The 13,489-nt window shown below is 66.7% G+C and carries 14 protein-coding genes and 4 tRNA genes; 10 read left to right on the forward strand and 8 right to left on the reverse strand.

Features of this window, described 5'->3' with window-relative positions; translation table 11 throughout:
• Nucleotides 1-8: 8 nt before the first annotated feature.
• From KV397_RS07675 to KV397_RS07685, 3 genes are all read right to left on the reverse strand, one after another.
• Complete coding sequence (locus KV397_RS07675) at nt 9-1,214, reverse strand: thiolase family protein (RefSeq protein ID WP_047519437.1); 1,206 nt, start codon at nt 1,212-1,214, stop codon at nt 9-11.
• 73 nt (nt 1,215-1,287) lie between these two features.
• Nucleotides 1,288-2,481 (reverse strand): ribonuclease D, encoded by a 1,194-nt coding sequence (locus tag KV397_RS07680; RefSeq protein ID WP_261812561.1) that lies wholly within the window; start codon nt 2,479-2,481, stop codon nt 1,288-1,290.
• The gene (locus tag KV397_RS07685; protein WP_047519441.1) at nt 2,474-3,055 is read right to left on the reverse strand and encodes a DUF3000 domain-containing protein; all 582 of its coding nucleotides are present in this window, start codon (nt 3,053-3,055) and stop codon (nt 2,474-2,476) included. The genes KV397_RS07680 and KV397_RS07685 overlap by 8 nt, the downstream gene beginning before the upstream one ends.
• A 25-nt stretch (nt 3,056-3,080) precedes the next feature.
• Here KV397_RS07685 and KV397_RS07690 point away from each other — a divergent pair, with 25 nt between their 5' ends.
• A complete protein-coding gene (locus KV397_RS07690; RefSeq protein ID WP_261812562.1) occupies nt 3,081-4,235 on the forward strand; it encodes an alpha/beta hydrolase family protein in 1,155 nt (384 codons plus the stop codon).
• On the opposite strand, the gene KV397_RS07695 is transcribed toward KV397_RS07690, so the two are convergent.
• Complete coding sequence (locus tag KV397_RS07695; RefSeq protein ID WP_047519445.1) at nt 4,219-4,650, reverse strand: SufE family protein; 432 nt, start codon at nt 4,648-4,650, stop codon at nt 4,219-4,221. The two genes, KV397_RS07690 and KV397_RS07695, sit on opposite strands and share 17 nt — an antisense overlap.
• A 19-nt stretch (nt 4,651-4,669) precedes the next feature.
• Nucleotides 4,670-5,563 (reverse strand): sulfurtransferase, encoded by an 894-nt coding sequence (locus KV397_RS07700; protein ID WP_261812563.1) that lies wholly within the window; start codon nt 5,561-5,563, stop codon nt 4,670-4,672.
• Nucleotides 5,564-5,709: 146 nt separating this feature from the next.
• Here KV397_RS07700 and zapE point away from each other — a divergent pair, with 146 nt between their 5' ends.
• From zapE to KV397_RS07715, 3 genes are all read left to right on the forward strand, one after another.
• Nucleotides 5,710-6,735: a cell division protein ZapE gene (zapE, locus tag KV397_RS07705; RefSeq protein WP_134353770.1), complete on the forward strand. Its 1,026-nt coding sequence runs from the start codon at nt 5,710-5,712 to the stop codon at nt 6,733-6,735.
• Between the two features lie 134 nt (nt 6,736-6,869).
• On the forward strand, nt 6,870-8,108 hold the full coding sequence (locus KV397_RS07710) for an ammonium transporter (RefSeq protein ID WP_047519451.1): 1,239 nt from the start codon (nt 6,870-6,872) through the stop codon (nt 8,106-8,108).
• Nucleotides 8,109-8,128: 20 nt separating this feature from the next.
• Nucleotides 8,129-8,713 (forward strand): type II toxin-antitoxin system PemK/MazF family toxin, encoded by a 585-nt coding sequence (locus KV397_RS07715; RefSeq protein WP_261812564.1) that lies wholly within the window; start codon nt 8,129-8,131, stop codon nt 8,711-8,713.
• Here the strand turns inward: KV397_RS07715 and KV397_RS07720 are convergent.
• On the reverse strand, nt 8,679-9,836 hold the full coding sequence (locus tag KV397_RS07720) for a DUF1611 domain-containing protein (protein ID WP_261812565.1): 1,158 nt from the start codon (nt 9,834-9,836) through the stop codon (nt 8,679-8,681). The genes KV397_RS07715 and KV397_RS07720 overlap by 35 nt on opposite strands.
• Before the next feature lie 244 nt (nt 9,837-10,080).
• Here KV397_RS07720 and KV397_RS07725 point away from each other — a divergent pair, with 244 nt between their 5' ends.
• Nucleotides 10,081-10,467, forward strand: coding sequence for an SPW repeat domain-containing protein (locus KV397_RS07725; RefSeq protein ID WP_047519453.1), 387 nt, complete (start codon nt 10,081-10,083; stop codon nt 10,465-10,467).
• 71 nt (nt 10,468-10,538) lie between these two features.
• On the opposite strand, the gene KV397_RS07730 is transcribed toward KV397_RS07725, so the two are convergent.
• Nucleotides 10,539-10,979, reverse strand: coding sequence for a GIY-YIG nuclease family protein (locus tag KV397_RS07730; RefSeq protein WP_261812566.1), 441 nt, complete (start codon nt 10,977-10,979; stop codon nt 10,539-10,541).
• Between the two features lie 128 nt (nt 10,980-11,107).
• Between KV397_RS07730 and KV397_RS07735 the strand changes: the two genes are divergently transcribed.
• Complete coding sequence (locus KV397_RS07735; protein WP_261812567.1) at nt 11,108-12,169, forward strand: PQQ-dependent sugar dehydrogenase; 1,062 nt, start codon at nt 11,108-11,110, stop codon at nt 12,167-12,169.
• A 17-nt stretch (nt 12,170-12,186) separates the two neighbouring features.
• On the opposite strand, the gene KV397_RS07740 is transcribed toward KV397_RS07735, so the two are convergent.
• Nucleotides 12,187-12,262, reverse strand: a tRNA-Val gene (locus KV397_RS07740).
• A 151-nt stretch (nt 12,263-12,413) separates the two neighbouring features.
• Between KV397_RS07740 and KV397_RS07745 the strand changes: the two genes are divergently transcribed.
• From KV397_RS07745 to KV397_RS07760, 4 genes are all read left to right on the forward strand, one after another.
• Nucleotides 12,414-12,486 (forward strand) — tRNA-Gly (locus KV397_RS07745).
• Nucleotides 12,487-12,540: 54 nt separating this feature from the next.
• A tRNA-Cys gene (locus KV397_RS07750) sits at nt 12,541-12,611 on the forward strand.
• 27 nt (nt 12,612-12,638) lie between these two features.
• Nucleotides 12,639-12,710, forward strand: a tRNA-Val gene (locus KV397_RS07755).
• A gap of 257 nt (nt 12,711-12,967) precedes the next feature.
• On the forward strand, nt 12,968-13,453 hold the full coding sequence (locus KV397_RS07760; protein ID WP_153244157.1) for a hypothetical protein: 486 nt from the start codon (nt 12,968-12,970) through the stop codon (nt 13,451-13,453).
• Nucleotides 13,454-13,489: the final 36 nt, after the last annotated feature.

Genomic DNA, 13,489 nt, shown 5'->3' on the forward strand with positions numbered 1-13,489 from the left:
AGTGGCGCTCACTTCTTCTTCTTGCCGTCGTAGTGCGGGTTCTCCCAGATGACCGAACCGCCCTGACCGAGGCCGACGCACATGGCGGTCAGACCGTAGCGGACATCGGGGCGCTCGGCGAACTGGGCCGCGAGCTGGATCATCAGGCGCACACCGGATGCCGCGAGCGGGTGTCCCAGCGCGATCGCGCCGCCCCACTGGTTGACGCGGGGGTCGTCATCGGCGATGCCGAAGTGGTCGAGCAGAGAGATCACCTGGATGGCGAATGCTTCATTGAGCTCGAACAGGCCGATGTCGTCGATCGTGAGTCCGGCCTTCTTGAGGGCCTTCTCGGTCGACGGGATCGGTCCGATGCCCATGATCTCGGGCTGCACACCGGCGAAGGCGAACGAGACCATCCGCATCTTCGGCGCGAGTCCGAACTCCTTCACCGCTCCGCCCCCGGCGAGCAGCGACATCGTCGCGCCGTCGGTGAGCGGGGAGGAAGTGCCGGCGGTGACACGCCCGTGCGGGCGGAACGGCGTCTTGAGGGACGCGAGATCTTCCATCGTGGTCTGCGGGCGGCGGCCCTCGTCCTCGGTCGCGAGGCCCCAGGCGCCATCCGGACCCTTGGTGGCAACCGAGACGAGGTCGGGCTGGATCTTGCCAGCGTCGTACGCTGCCTGCACCTTGTGCTGGCTGAGCATGCCGAATCGGTCCGAGCGCTCCTTCGTGAGGTGCGGGAAACGGTCGAAGATCCGCTCCGCGGTGACGCCCATGTTGAGCGCGCCGGGATCGACCATCTTCTCGGCGACGAAGCGCGGGTTCGGGTCGGCGTTGCCACCGATGGGGTGGTGGCCCATGTGCTCGACGCCGCCGGCGAGGGCGAAGTCGTACATGCCGACGCCGATCGACGCGCCCATGGTCGTCACGCTCGTCATCGCGCCTGCGCACATGCGCTCCACCGCGAGACCGGGCACGGTCTGCGGAAGGCCGGCGAGGATCGCCACGGATCGCCCGAGCGTCAGCCCCTGGTCGCCGGTCTGGCTCGTCGCCGCGATCGCGACATCGTCGATGCGGTCGGCCGGCACGGCGGCGTTGCGCTCCATCAGGCCGATGGTCGCCTTGACGGCGAGGTCATCCGCGCGGGTGTTCCAGTACATGCCCTTTTCGCCGGCGCGCCCGAAAGGGGTGCGTACTCCATCGACGAAGAAGACGTCCGAGATCTCGGCCACTCTGCCTCCAAGTTAGTGCGTGGCCTCAGTCTACGAAGCCGGTGAAAACCGGGAGGAATCGGTTGGATCGAACCTACGAAGCGGTCGCGGGGGTCGCGTCGGGCGTTTGCGCGGCTTCTACAAAGGCCGCAGCGATCTTCTGTGCGGTCTGTGCAATCTGCCAGGGGCGGGCGCCCAGTGCGGCCAGTGCAGCGCCGATCTCCTCCGGAGTCTCTCCCGGCAGCTCCCAGGCCACGCGGCGCAGATACTCCGGCGTCAGGAGGTTCTCGGTCGGCATCCCCAGCTCTTCGGCCGTGGCCTCCACGACGGGTCGCGCAGCCTTGAGTCGCGCATCCGCTTCGGGGTTCCGGTCTGCCCACGCGCGGGGCGGGGGAAGGCTGTCACTCGGCACGCGCTCACGGGGGAGGTCTTCCGTCGCCCTGCCCTCGACGATGGCCTGCCACCAGCGGTCGAGCTGTGTGCGACTGGCGCGCCCCTGGAACTCCTTGACGCCGGCCAGAGCCTGCTTCGACGGCGGGTTCGCCATGACCGCGGCCACCAGGGAGCGGTCCGGCACGAGTCGTCCGGGCGAGACGTCCTGGTCCTGCGCGTATGCCTCGCGGGCTTGCCACAGAGAACGGGCGACCGCGAGGTTGCGGGCGCCGCGCACCTGATGCAGGCCGCTGAGTCGGCGCCAGGGGTCTTCTCTCGGGGGTTTGGGTGCGCGTGTCAGGGTGGCGGCGAACTCCTCCGCCGCGATCTCCGTCTTGCCCTGCTCCTCGAGCTCCAGGACGAGGACGTCGCGGACGTCGATCAGATGCAGGACGTCGAGAGCGGCATACTCCAGCCAGGAGTCCGGAAGCGGACGCGTCGACCAGTCGGCGGCGGAATGCTCCTTCTTGAGCGTGATGCCCAAGGTGTCCTCGACGACCGCCCCGAGCCCGACGCGCTCGTGACCGAGCAGGCGGGAGGCGAGTTCGGTGTCGAAGATCGTCGGCGGTTCCAGGTGGAGCTCCCGAAGGGACGGGAGGTCCTGACTCGCGGCATGCAGCACCCACTCCACGTCGCCGATCGCGTCCTGGAGCGGAGCGAAGTCACCGATCGCCGGTGGATCGAACAGGAAGACCCCGGCGTCGCGACGGAAGACCTGCACGAGGTAGGCGCGTTGCGAGTATCGGAAGCCGGACGCGCGCTCCACGTCCACGGCCACGGGCCCGGTGCCGGCGGCGAGCACGGCGCACGCCGCGCGGAACTCCTCAGCATCCGAGATCACGGAGTATTCAGTCACGTACAGCCTTTCGCGCGCCGATCACGGCGATGCCCTCGGAGCCGGGCGGAAGTCCCGCCAGCATTCCGACCAGCTCGGCCCATGCTTCGACGTGGGGTCGGAACGGGCCTTCCGGAGTCCAGGACGCCCGCAATTCTATCTGGGCCCCGTCGCCCTCGATGGCGAGCCCGCCGAATCCCTTCGACAGCGTCTTGGTCGAGGTGCCCGATTCCGAGTGGTAGACGGCCTGACGGGAGTCGAGCGCATCGACCAGCCACGACCACGTCACATCGGCCAGGAGGGGGTCGGTGCCGATCTCGGTCTCGAGCGGGGCCTGCGCGAAGATGACGATGCGCCAGGAGCCGCCCCATGCCCCTGGTTCCTCCGGATCGTGCAGCAGGACGAACCGGCCGGTGCCGTACACGGACTCGCCGTCACCCTCCGGGCGCACATCGGCGGCGAGGGCGATGGCGAAGGGCGCGAGGCCCTGCGGTGTGGCGATCTCGCGCACCGTGATGTCATCGCGGAACTCGGTCGCGCGCAGTTCGGCCACGGCGCTCTCGAAGGGCGTCCCGGCTTCGGGGGGTGCGGTCACGGCAACAGGCTAGAGTCAGGAAGCGATGAAGAGTCTCAGGCACGCCGTTACCCTCCTTGTCCCCGCCCTGTTCGCTTTCGGGGCGGCGTTCGCTCTCGTCGTGTTCGCCGTGGCCCGGCGAGTGGTCACCCCCATGCGTCGCGCGACCGACACCGAGATCCTCGCCGTCGACACCGGCGCACAGACCATCGAGCTGCAGCGCACTCCCGACACCGAGCTTCCCGGTCGTTACGGCCTGTTCACGACGGGCACCTACGGCTATGTCAAGCTCGGCGCCGTGCTCAGCGCGGACGCGGGGACGGTGCGTCGCAAGCTCCTGACACAGATCGAGCCCGGTGCTCGCGTCGACCGCGCCGCGGCCTTCAGCGGTTACTACTACTCCTCGCCGAGTGAGCTTCATCTGCGGTGGGAGAACCTGCTGATCGGTTCGCCCGCGGGGCCGTGCCCGGCCTGGTATTTCCCGGCGTCGTCGAAGACTTGGGTGGTCCAGGTGCACGGCCGTGGGGCGACACGCGCCGAGTGTCTCCGTGCGGTGCCGGTGCTGCATGCCGCCGGCCTTCCCAACCTCGTCGTGTCCTATCGCAACGACGGCGAGGCCCCGCGCACGAGGGCGGGTGCGTACGCCCTCGGTGCCTCGGAGTGGCGTGACGTCGATGCCGCGATCGCTTATGCGTTGCGGCACGGTGCCGAACGCGTCATCTTGATGGGTTGGTCGATGGGAGGTGCGGTGTCGCTGCAGGCAGCGGTCACCTCCGGGCACCGCGATCGCATCGCCGGGATCATCCTCGAATCGCCGGTCGTCGACTGGCGCACGGTGCTGAGATTCCAGGCGAAGCTCGCCCGCGTACGGGCGCCGCTTCCGGGGCTGGCCATGGGGGCGCTGCAGATGCCCCTCACCGCACGCCTCAGCGGAGCGGATGCGCCGATCCCGTTCGACCGGTTGGACATGGTCGCTCGTGCGGACGAACTCACCGCGCCGGTGCTGATCCTGCACAGCGACGACGACGGATTCGTGCCGGCGGATTCCTCACATGCGTTGCAGGAGGCGCGCCCCGACCTCGTGACCATGCCGCGGTTCACGGTCGCCCGCCACACGAAGCTGTGGAACTACGATCAGGTCGGCTGGACGACTTCGATCACGGACTGGCTCGAGGCTCAGGGCTTCACCGCTTCTGAATGACCTGGTTTTTCGCGCGCATGAGCATTCCGGTCATGCCCCCGATCCGCAACGGCGATACGGCCTTGGTGAGTCCGATCGACTGCGGGTAGTCGTTCGGTATCGCGAGCACCTCATCGGTGGTGAGGCCGGTCAGGCCCTGGACCAGGATGCTCGCGAACCCACGCGTGGTCGGCGCCTCGGGCGGCGCTGAGGCGTGCATGGTGACGATGTCGTCGTCGACCTCGACGTGGATGTACACCGGCGACTGGCACTCGGCGACCCGTTCGTACATCTCCGGGTGCGCCGCGACCTCTGCGGACACGTCGGGAAGTTCGTCCGAGAACTCGAGCAGCAGCAGGAGACGGTCGGCTTCGGGAATCTCCAGGAATCCGTCGCGGATGTCGGCGAGGGCCTCAGGAACGTCGCTTGTGCTCATCCCTGTCATTGTCACATGCTCAGAGCGTGCCGGGCTCGGATCCGGTGACGATGGGAACACGTACAGCGCTACCCCACTCGGTCCAGGAGCCGTCGTAGTTGCGCACGTTCTCGAAGCCCAGGAGGTGCTTGAGGACGAACCAGGTGTGGCTCGAACGCTCCCCGATGCGGCAGTAGGCGACGATCTGATCGCCCTCGTTCAGGCCTGCTCCGTCGCGGTAGATCTCATCGAGCTCGGCGCGGCTGCGGAAACCGCCGTCTTCCGCGACCGCCTTCGCCCACGGCACGCTCTGCGCCGTCGGGATGTGGCCGGCACGGAGCGAACCCTCTTCGGGGTATGCGGGAGCCGTCGTGCGCTCTCCGTTGTACTCCTCGGGGGAGCGGACATCGATCAGCGGGTTGCCGATGTGGGCGAGGACGTCTTCCTTGTAGGCGCGGAGCACCGAGTCGTCGCGCTCGACCACCGGGTACTCGGTCGCCGGGCGGCTGGTCGCTTCGCGGGTGATCTCCCGGCCCTCGGCGATCCAGCGATCGCGTCCGCCGTCGAGAAGGCGGACGTCTTCATGGCCGAACAGGGAGAAGACCCAGAGGGCGTAGGCCGCCCACCAGTTGTTCTTGTCGCCGTAGATCACGACGGTGTCGTCACGGGAGATGCCCTTGCGGCTCAGCAGTTCTGCGAAGCCCTCGCCGTCGACGTAGTCGCGGACGACGGGGTCGTTGAGCTCGGTGTGCCAGTCGACCTTCACCGCACCCGGGATGTGGCCCGTCTCATAGAGAAGCACGTCCTCATCCGACTCGACGACGACGAGTCCGGGCGTCCCGAGTCGCTGGGCGAGCCACTCCGTGGTCACGAGGCGACCGGGTTCGGCGTACTCGGCGAACTTGGGGGAGGAGGAATCGAACTCGATGGCCATGGGATCTCCGAAGCGTGTGAGCGGACGAGGGGGTGATTACGGACGGCGTAGTGTTGATCCGTCCCTTCGACGATAGATCCCCGCCGAGCACCCTGCGCCCGATTCGTAAGACTTCGACACAGGCCAGCACCCGATTCAGGACCGTGATGACCGACACGACCAGCCGCACCGTGCACCTCACCGATCGTCAGCCGACGGTCACCGGACCCGAGATGCTGGCGAGCCTGGTGCCGCCGCCCCAGTTCGACACGGCGACTTTCGACAGCTATCGCGCGGATCCTGCCTATCCTTCGCAGGAGGAGGCGAAAGAGACGTTGATGCGTTTCGCGGGCCGCGGCCCCGCGGTGAAGCGCGGCGGCCTCTTTAGCCGCGCGAAGAAGGAACCCGAGCTCAAACCCGGTGTCTACCTCGACGGCGGCTTCGGTGTCGGCAAGACCCACTTGCTCGCCTCCATCTATCACGCGATGCCGGCCCGACGGAAGTACTTCGGTTCCTTCATCGAGTACACCGCCCTGGTCGGGGCCCTCGGGTACAAGAACACCGTCGACCTGCTCAAAGGCGCGGATCTACTGTGCATCGACGAGTTCGAGCTCGACGATCCGGGCGACACCATGGTCATGACCCGCCTCATCGGAGAGCTCGTTCCCACGGGGACCCGCCTGGCGGCGACCTCCAACACCCCACCGAACGCGCTCGGCGAGGGAAGATTCGCCGCACAGGACTTCCTCCGCGAGATCCACGCCATGTCCGACAGCTTCCAGACCCTCCGCATCGACGGAGTGGACTTCCGCCAGCGGGCGATCGACGGACACGCCGTGGTCCTGGATGACGACGCCTATGAAGCGGCAGCAGCGACGGCGGACGGCACGGCATCCGACGACCGCTTCGACGATGTGATCCGTCACCTCGCCCAGGTGCACCCGTCTCGCTACATCCGTGTGATCGAAGGTCTCGACCAGGTCGGGCTGCGCGACGTGCATCAGCTCACCGATCAGTCCGAGGCGCTGCGCTTCGTCGCCTTCGTCGACCGCGTGTACGACGCCCAGATCCCCGTCATCGCGACCGGGCTCGGGCTCGATTCGGTGTTCTCCGAGGAGATGCTGGCCGGCGGATACCGCAAGAAGTACCTGCGCGCCGTCTCTCGACTCAACGCCTTGACGCATTCTGCGTAACCCCGAAGGGCCGCGTAACGCGATGTTCATACCAGGAGCGGCGCTGTAACAGCGGGGAAACAAACCTCACGCATGCGCGAAACGGCGCGTCGTCACACTGAAGCTCTCAATTACTTCGGATGTGAGGTTTTCCTATGGATGCTCCCGGCAACATCTCGTGGGCGATCACCGCGACAGCGCTCGTTCTGCTCATGACGCCCGGCGTCGCCTTCTTCTACGGAGGTCTCGTCAAGGCGAAGAGCGTCGTCAGCATGATGATGATGAGCTTCGGCTCGATCGGACTTGTCGCCGTGCTGTGGATTCTCTTCGGCTTCTCGATGAGCGCCGTCGACAGCCCGACCGCCTTCGCAGGCAACCCCTTCGCCGACTTCGGGCTGTCCAGCCTGGCGTCCGGTGAAGGATCGAACGTCGCGCTCCTGGGCGTCGCTTACGGCGCGACCTTCGCGATCATCACCGTCGCGCTGATCTCCGGAGCGATCGCGGATCGTGCCAAGTTCGGCAGCTGGCTGATCTTCGCCGGCATCTTCGCCACGGTCGGCTACTTCCCGGTCGCCGCGTGGGTCTGGGGTGGCGGCTGGATCATGAACCTCGGCACGACGCTCTTCGGTGAGGACAGCGGCATCGGCGTGATCGACTACGCCGGCGGTACTGCGGTCCACATCAACGCGGGTGCAGCCGCCCTGGCGCTCGCTCTGGTCCTCGGAAAGCGCATCGGTTTCCAGAAGGGCATCCTGAAGCCGCACAACGTGCCGCTGACCCTCCTCGGTGCCGCACTGCTGTGGTTCGGCTGGTTCGGTTTCAACGCCGGTGCGGAGTGGCTCGCTGAGGACATGGGCGGAGTCGGACTCATCGGGCTGAACACGCTCGGCGCCACCGCGGCCGCGATCCTGGGCTGGATCCTCATCGAGCGCATCAAGGACGGCAAGGCGACTTCGGTCGGTGCAGCCTCCGGTGCCGTCGCCGGTCTCGTCGCCATCACCCCGGCCTGCGCCAACCTCACCCCGGGCTGGTCCCTCCTGCTCGGTGCTGTCGCCGGTATCGTCTGCGCCCTCGCTGTCGAGCTGAAGTTCCGTCTCGGCTTCGACGACTCGCTCGATGTGGTCGGTATCCACCTCGTCGGCGGTCTGATCGGAACCCTGTACCTCGGCTTCTTCGCCACCGACACGGGTCTGTTCGTCGGCGGCGACGCCCGCCAGCTCGCCGTGCAGGTCATCGCCGCGGTCGGCGTGCTGATCTACTCCTTCGTGGTCGCCTTCCTCATCGGCTTCGCGATCGAGAAGACGATCGGATTCCGCGTCACGAGCGAGGACGAGATCGCCGGTGTCGACCAGGTCGTCCACGGCGAGGAGGGATACGCACTCGTCGACGCGTGAACTGCGGTTAGGGTGACCGAGTGGGCAAGAGCAACAGCATCCTGACATCACTCCTGGACATCCTGCGCAAGGCAGTTCGTTCTGGCCGGGCGCCTCGGACATCAGGTCCGAGGCGCCCGGTCGCGCGTCTGCGGACCGAGGAGCAACGACCCGCGCCGTCGTCGTCGACGGTGGAGCGGGGGCGGATGAGTGGCAGCGAGACCGTTCGCGTCGATCCGGACCGGATCACGCGTCTGGAGGTCGCCTACGCGCCGCAGCGCGACGGGGCGCCGGATGCCGGGGAGATCGTCTGGACCTGGGTGCCCTACGAGGAGAATGACGGACGCGGCAAGGATCGTCCCGTTCTCGTGATCGGACGCGAGTCCGCTGAGCGCGTGTACGCCGTACGCATGACGAGCAGACCCCACGACGGCGATCGCGACTATCTCTCGATCGGCACGGGGGAGTGGGACGCGCAGAGACGCGAATCCTGGGTCGACATCGAACAGCTCTACAGCGTGCACGAGCGAGGACTCCGTCGAGAAGCCGCTGTCCTGGACCGACGCCGCTACGACCGGGTCGGTGCCGCTCTCACACGACGCTACGGATGGTCGGCCGCGGGGTGAGGGCGGGGAACGCCTGCAGCACCATGTCGACGAGTTCCCCCAGCGGGCGGGTCAGCGGATCCGTGGCGGGGAGGCCGGTGTCGATCTCGATCCCGTCGATCGCCGCTGTGAGCTGATCCGCGGAGAGGTTCTCGTGATTCACGGTCACACCGATCACACGCGTGTCGGCGAAGGCCTCGATGAGAGCGACCTCGCTGTCGACCGTCGGCATCGCGACCATCGGGAAGTCTCCGAGCACCGTGCGGCCCGGGGCATGCTGCACGATGACTCCGGCAGGCCGACTCCCACGGAGGATGTGCGCCGACGTGATGTACGCCGGGTGGCTGAGCGCGCCTTGCCCCTCGACGATGATCACGTCCGGGTCTTCGCCCTCGAATGCCGCGACCACCTGGTTCTCGACCTCACCTGAGCAGTACTGCGGGACGAGTGCGTCGAGCGCCACGCCGTAGCGGCCGCCCTGGATGATCGTGGTCTGCCCGGTGCCGACCATGACGGCATGGATGCCGCGTTCGTTCAGCGCCCGAACCAGGATCGTCGCGGTGGTGCGCTTGCCGATGGCTCCGTCGGTGCCGAGAATCGCGATGCGCGGACAGGTCACGTCGAAGATCCGCCCGGAGAACAGGTGGAGTTCCTTCTTCTCGCGCGGGCGGCGGATGTCGGTGATCGTCACTCCGGCCAGCAGCGCGGCGGCCACGAACTCGGCGTCGTCGGTGAGGAACTCGTGCAGACCGTTGATGATGTGCATGCCTCGAGCGATCCCGTCCAGGAGTACGGTGCGCTGACCTGCCGAGAGGAGGCCGTCTGCCGGTGCGACGCCGCAGATCAGGTAGTCCGGGACGTGACCGGCGTGCGCGATGCCGGTGACGAGATCACTGACGATCGGGAGGCCGTTCGCGGTGCCGTCCAGCAGCATGCCGGCATCCGCACCGGCGTGGGTGCTGTCGATGACACTGAGGATCTCGTACTTCTCGGAGTGGCGGACCAGTCCGTTCGCCGTCTTGCCGTCCTGCTCCCCGAATTGACCTTCGCAGTAGACGATCGCCGTCGAGCCGCTCGGGAGGGCGATGGGGGCGGCCCATGCGTGCGCAGGGTCTCGGAAGGCAGGGGTTGACGGGATGGGCATGACGCTCCTCGGGTTCACACAGAGGAGGCGACGGAGAACGAAATGACCGATGAGGCCCGTTGGTCGACGAGAAGTCTTCCCTGATGCCGGCGAGTTGCCGACTCTGCTCACCGTAGCAGCGCCGCCTGGGGCCGAGCCGCGAACACTCGTCCGCGACCCTTCCTCACGCCGCGGGCAATCCGATGCGAGGAGGGCTTCGAACCAGTGGTGAGTCGCGTTCAGCGGCGCCACACAAGGAGGAATCATGCGTTTCATTCCCACCAAGGTCCACGGAGCTCTCGACTACATCGTCGGCATCGCCCTGATCGCCGCGCCCTGGCTGTTCGGCTTCGCGAGCATGGGCGGACCCGCGGTCATCATCCCGATCGTCCTCGGCATCGGGCTCATCGTCTACAGCCTGTTCACGAAGTACGAGTGGGGGCCGTTCGGCTTCATCCCGATGCCCGTGCATCTCGTGTTCGACATCGTCGCCAGCCTGTTCCTCGCGCTGTCGCCCTGGATCTTCGGCTTCTCCGGAGAGGCTCTCAACGTCTGGCTGCCGCACGTCGTGGTGGGGGCAGCGGTGATCGTCGTCGTGCTCTTCTCGCAGCCGGAGCCTGCGAACGCACGAGGACGCGCAGCCACGGCCTGATCACCTCCCGATACGCGGTGCCGGGCGACTGGACTTCCCGAAGCAGTCGCCCGGCATCGTCATGTGACGGTCTACCCGCGGTCATCGTCTCCGTGCAGCGCTGCGCTCAGCCAACGCGCGTAGAGCACCCAGGGTTCGCCCTCGTGGTGGAGCTGCGAGACATGCGCGCGCAGAGCGGGCGTGAAGGTGAACCACTCGCCGCCCTCGCGGATGGAGGCGAAGTCGCGGTGTCGCTGCTGCTCCAGGGACCGCCCTCCTCGTTCGAAGGCGAGGAGCTCGTCGTGCCGGAGCGCGGCGAGGCGTCTGCGGGGGTTGCTGCTCGTCCCGATCTTCACGCGCTCGTCGAAGCGGATGTAGTAGACGACGTCGACGCGGGGGAGCGGGAGGTCGGCGTCCGGTACATCACCGTAGCCCCAGCCGCACGCCGCACAGCACCAGTGCTCCTCGGTGCGGAACCCCGTACCGCCGCCGCAGAGCGTGCACGGACCGGGGAGAGCGTGAGTTATCGACACCGGGGCAGACTACACGCACGGTCGGACAGAACCGACGATGCGACCGAGGAACGGTGCCCCCGGGTCTTCTGCCTGCGTGGTCGTGCGTTTAGCCTCGAGGGGAAGCGTACGGTCCGGAAGGAGCGGTGATGGAGTCGAAGGTGCGACGTGTCCTGTGCGCGTTGGGCATCGCGTCGTTGTCCGCGTTGCTTCTGAGCGCCTGCGCGCCGCTACCTCACAGCGTCTCTGAGGGCGAAGCCACGGGGGAGACCTCGACGGTCGTCGAAGATCTGGCCGCGCCGTGGTCCATCGCTTTCCATGAGGGGGCCGCGCTGATCAGCGAGCGCGACACCGCGCGGGTGCTGGAGATCTCCGACGACGGGGACGTGCGTGAGGTCGCCGTGATCGACGGCGTGGAGCCACGAGGCGAAGGTGGTCTCCTGGGCATCGCCGTCCAGGAGGGATGGCTCTACGCGTACTCCACTGCGGCAGACGAGAACCGGGTGCAGCGGTTCGCACTGTCCGGCTCCCCGGGATCGATCGAGCTCGGTGATCCCGAGATGGTTCTCTCGGGACTCGCGGCCGCGACGAATCACAACGGAGGCCGCATCGCGTTCGGTCCGGACGGCATGCTGTACGTGACCGTCGGTGACGCCGGCGAGCGCGAGAGCGCACAGGATCCGAGGAGTCTTTCGGGGAAGATCCTCCGCATCGCACCGGACGGCGGCATGCCCGAGGACAACCCGGTCGTGGGCTCACCCGTGTACAGCCTCGGCCACCGCAACCCGCAGGGACTGGCCTGGGACGATCGCGGCACGATGTACGCGAGCGAATTCGGCCAGGACACCTGGGATGAGCTCAACGTCATCGAGGCGGGCGGCAACTACGGGTGGCCGGAGGTCGAGGGCGTCGGAGATCGTGGCACCTTCATCGATCCCGTGCAGCAGTGGGCCCCGGATGCGGCGAGTCCCAGCGGGATCGCGATCGCGGACGGCGCGATCTTCGTCGCCAACCTTCGCGGTGAGCGGGTGCGTCGCGTACCGCTCGGCGACCTGTCCGCCTCCACCGAGTTCTTCCCGGGTGAGTACGGTCGGATCCGCGATGTGGCGGTGGCTCCGGATGGCGCGCTCTGGGTTCTGACCAACAACACGGATGGCCGTGGTCGCCCTGCGACCGGTGACGACAGGGTCATCCGCATCATGCTGGAGTAGCGGCGAATCGGAGGTTATGGTGGGCGATACCGGACTCGAACCGATGACCTCTTCCGTGTGAAGGAAGCGCGCTACCAACTGCGCCAATCGCCCATACCCGCGGGGTACGTCAACCGATACTACCCGACGCTCGGAGCCCTCGCGGACCAGTCAGCGAGACACGCGCGAGATTCGCAACGGGTTTGGCGGACGGGAAATCTTCGGCTAATGTTTCATGAGTGCCCGGGACAACCGGGAACGAAATGCGGATGTAGCGCAGTTGGTAGCGCACAACCTTGCCAAGGTTGGGGTCGCGAGTTCGAGTCTCGTCATCCGCTCGAGTGCAGAAGATCTTCTTCGGAAGGTCCTTCGCACGTGGGGTCAATCCACACGGTGGCGTGGCCGAGCGGCTAGGCACCGGCCTGCAAAGCCGTTTACACGGGTTCGAATCCCGTCGCCACCTCACGGGAAAACTGAATAGCCCCAACGGGCGCGATTGGCGCAGCGGTAGCGCGCTTCCCTGACACGGAAGAGGTCACTGGTTCGATCCCAGTATCGCGCACAGACAAACCCCCGGGATTTCCGGGGGTTTTTTCGTGTTCCCACCGAGTTGGGCAACATCTGGGGAATAAGAACCTGCGCGTCTCCCGCGACGGACTGTGGGTTCGAAACTACCCGCCGGGCGTGGCGGCTCACCCTGTCTATCACTCGCTCCCGCATGCCTCGGGGGGAGGGCAGTCTAGTGGGCTACACGTGTACGCGTCTGTAGGCCGAAGAGGGGACAGCGCTCGGCGCTCATCTGTTCGTAGGCTTCAGACCATGAGCGACCTAACGATTGGCGTCAGCGCGGTAACCGTGATGGACGGTGACCAGTTGACCACCTTCAGCTACAACGATCCTGACGCGCTGATTCAGGCGCTCACCGATGCGTTCGGATCCTCACCGAGCATCACTGAGGATCCGAACGGATACGAAGTGACTTTCTACGATTGGCAAGGCGCGCGGGTGCTGCGCCTAACTGACGCTCGTGCGAGCATTACGATCTCCGCTCCGGTTGTGGGTGGTGTGAACGCCGCAACGCTCGAGGGGATCAAAGTCGGTTCGGATCGTGCTTCGGCGCTGGCAGGTGAGGCGCGTGACGTCGGAGAGGGCGCGGACTTCCTCGGCATCACCGCCCGTGAGGCAACGAACACTCAATCGCTCACGAGGCCAGGCGAAGTGGGACTCGACTTCGTGAGGCTTCGCTTCAGCAGCGATCAGGTAACTCACATCCAAGCGCCCGCCTTCGACTACGGAGACGTATGACGGTCAAAGAAACTCACATCCTTCGAACAGCGAGAT

This window comes from Microbacterium aurugineum (assembly GCF_023101205.1).
In the GTDB taxonomy this organism is placed as follows: domain Bacteria; phylum Actinomycetota; class Actinomycetes; order Actinomycetales; family Microbacteriaceae; genus Microbacterium; species Microbacterium aurugineum.

Coding starts and splice junctions, on each gene's coding strand:
- zapE (WP_134353770.1), top strand. CDS start 5,710: ATGACCGACACGACCAGCCGCACCGTGCACCTCACCGATCGTCAGCCG.
- KV397_RS07720 (WP_261812565.1), bottom strand. CDS start 9,836: ATGCCCATCCCGTCAACCCCTGCCTTCCGAGACCCTGCGCACGCATGG.
- KV397_RS07710 (WP_047519451.1), top strand. CDS start 6,870: ATGGATGCTCCCGGCAACATCTCGTGGGCGATCACCGCGACAGCGCTC.
- KV397_RS07700 (WP_261812563.1), bottom strand. CDS start 5,563: ATGGCCATCGAGTTCGATTCCTCCTCCCCCAAGTTCGCCGAGTACGCC.
- KV397_RS07725 (WP_047519453.1), top strand. CDS start 10,081: ATGCGTTTCATTCCCACCAAGGTCCACGGAGCTCTCGACTACATCGTC.
- KV397_RS07695 (WP_047519445.1), bottom strand. CDS start 4,650: ATGAGCACAAGCGACGTTCCTGAGGCCCTCGCCGACATCCGCGACGGA.
- KV397_RS07690 (WP_261812562.1), top strand. CDS start 3,081: ATGAAGAGTCTCAGGCACGCCGTTACCCTCCTTGTCCCCGCCCTGTTC.
- KV397_RS07735 (WP_261812567.1), top strand. CDS start 11,108: ATGGAGTCGAAGGTGCGACGTGTCCTGTGCGCGTTGGGCATCGCGTCG.
- KV397_RS07760 (WP_153244157.1), top strand. CDS start 12,968: ATGAGCGACCTAACGATTGGCGTCAGCGCGGTAACCGTGATGGACGGT.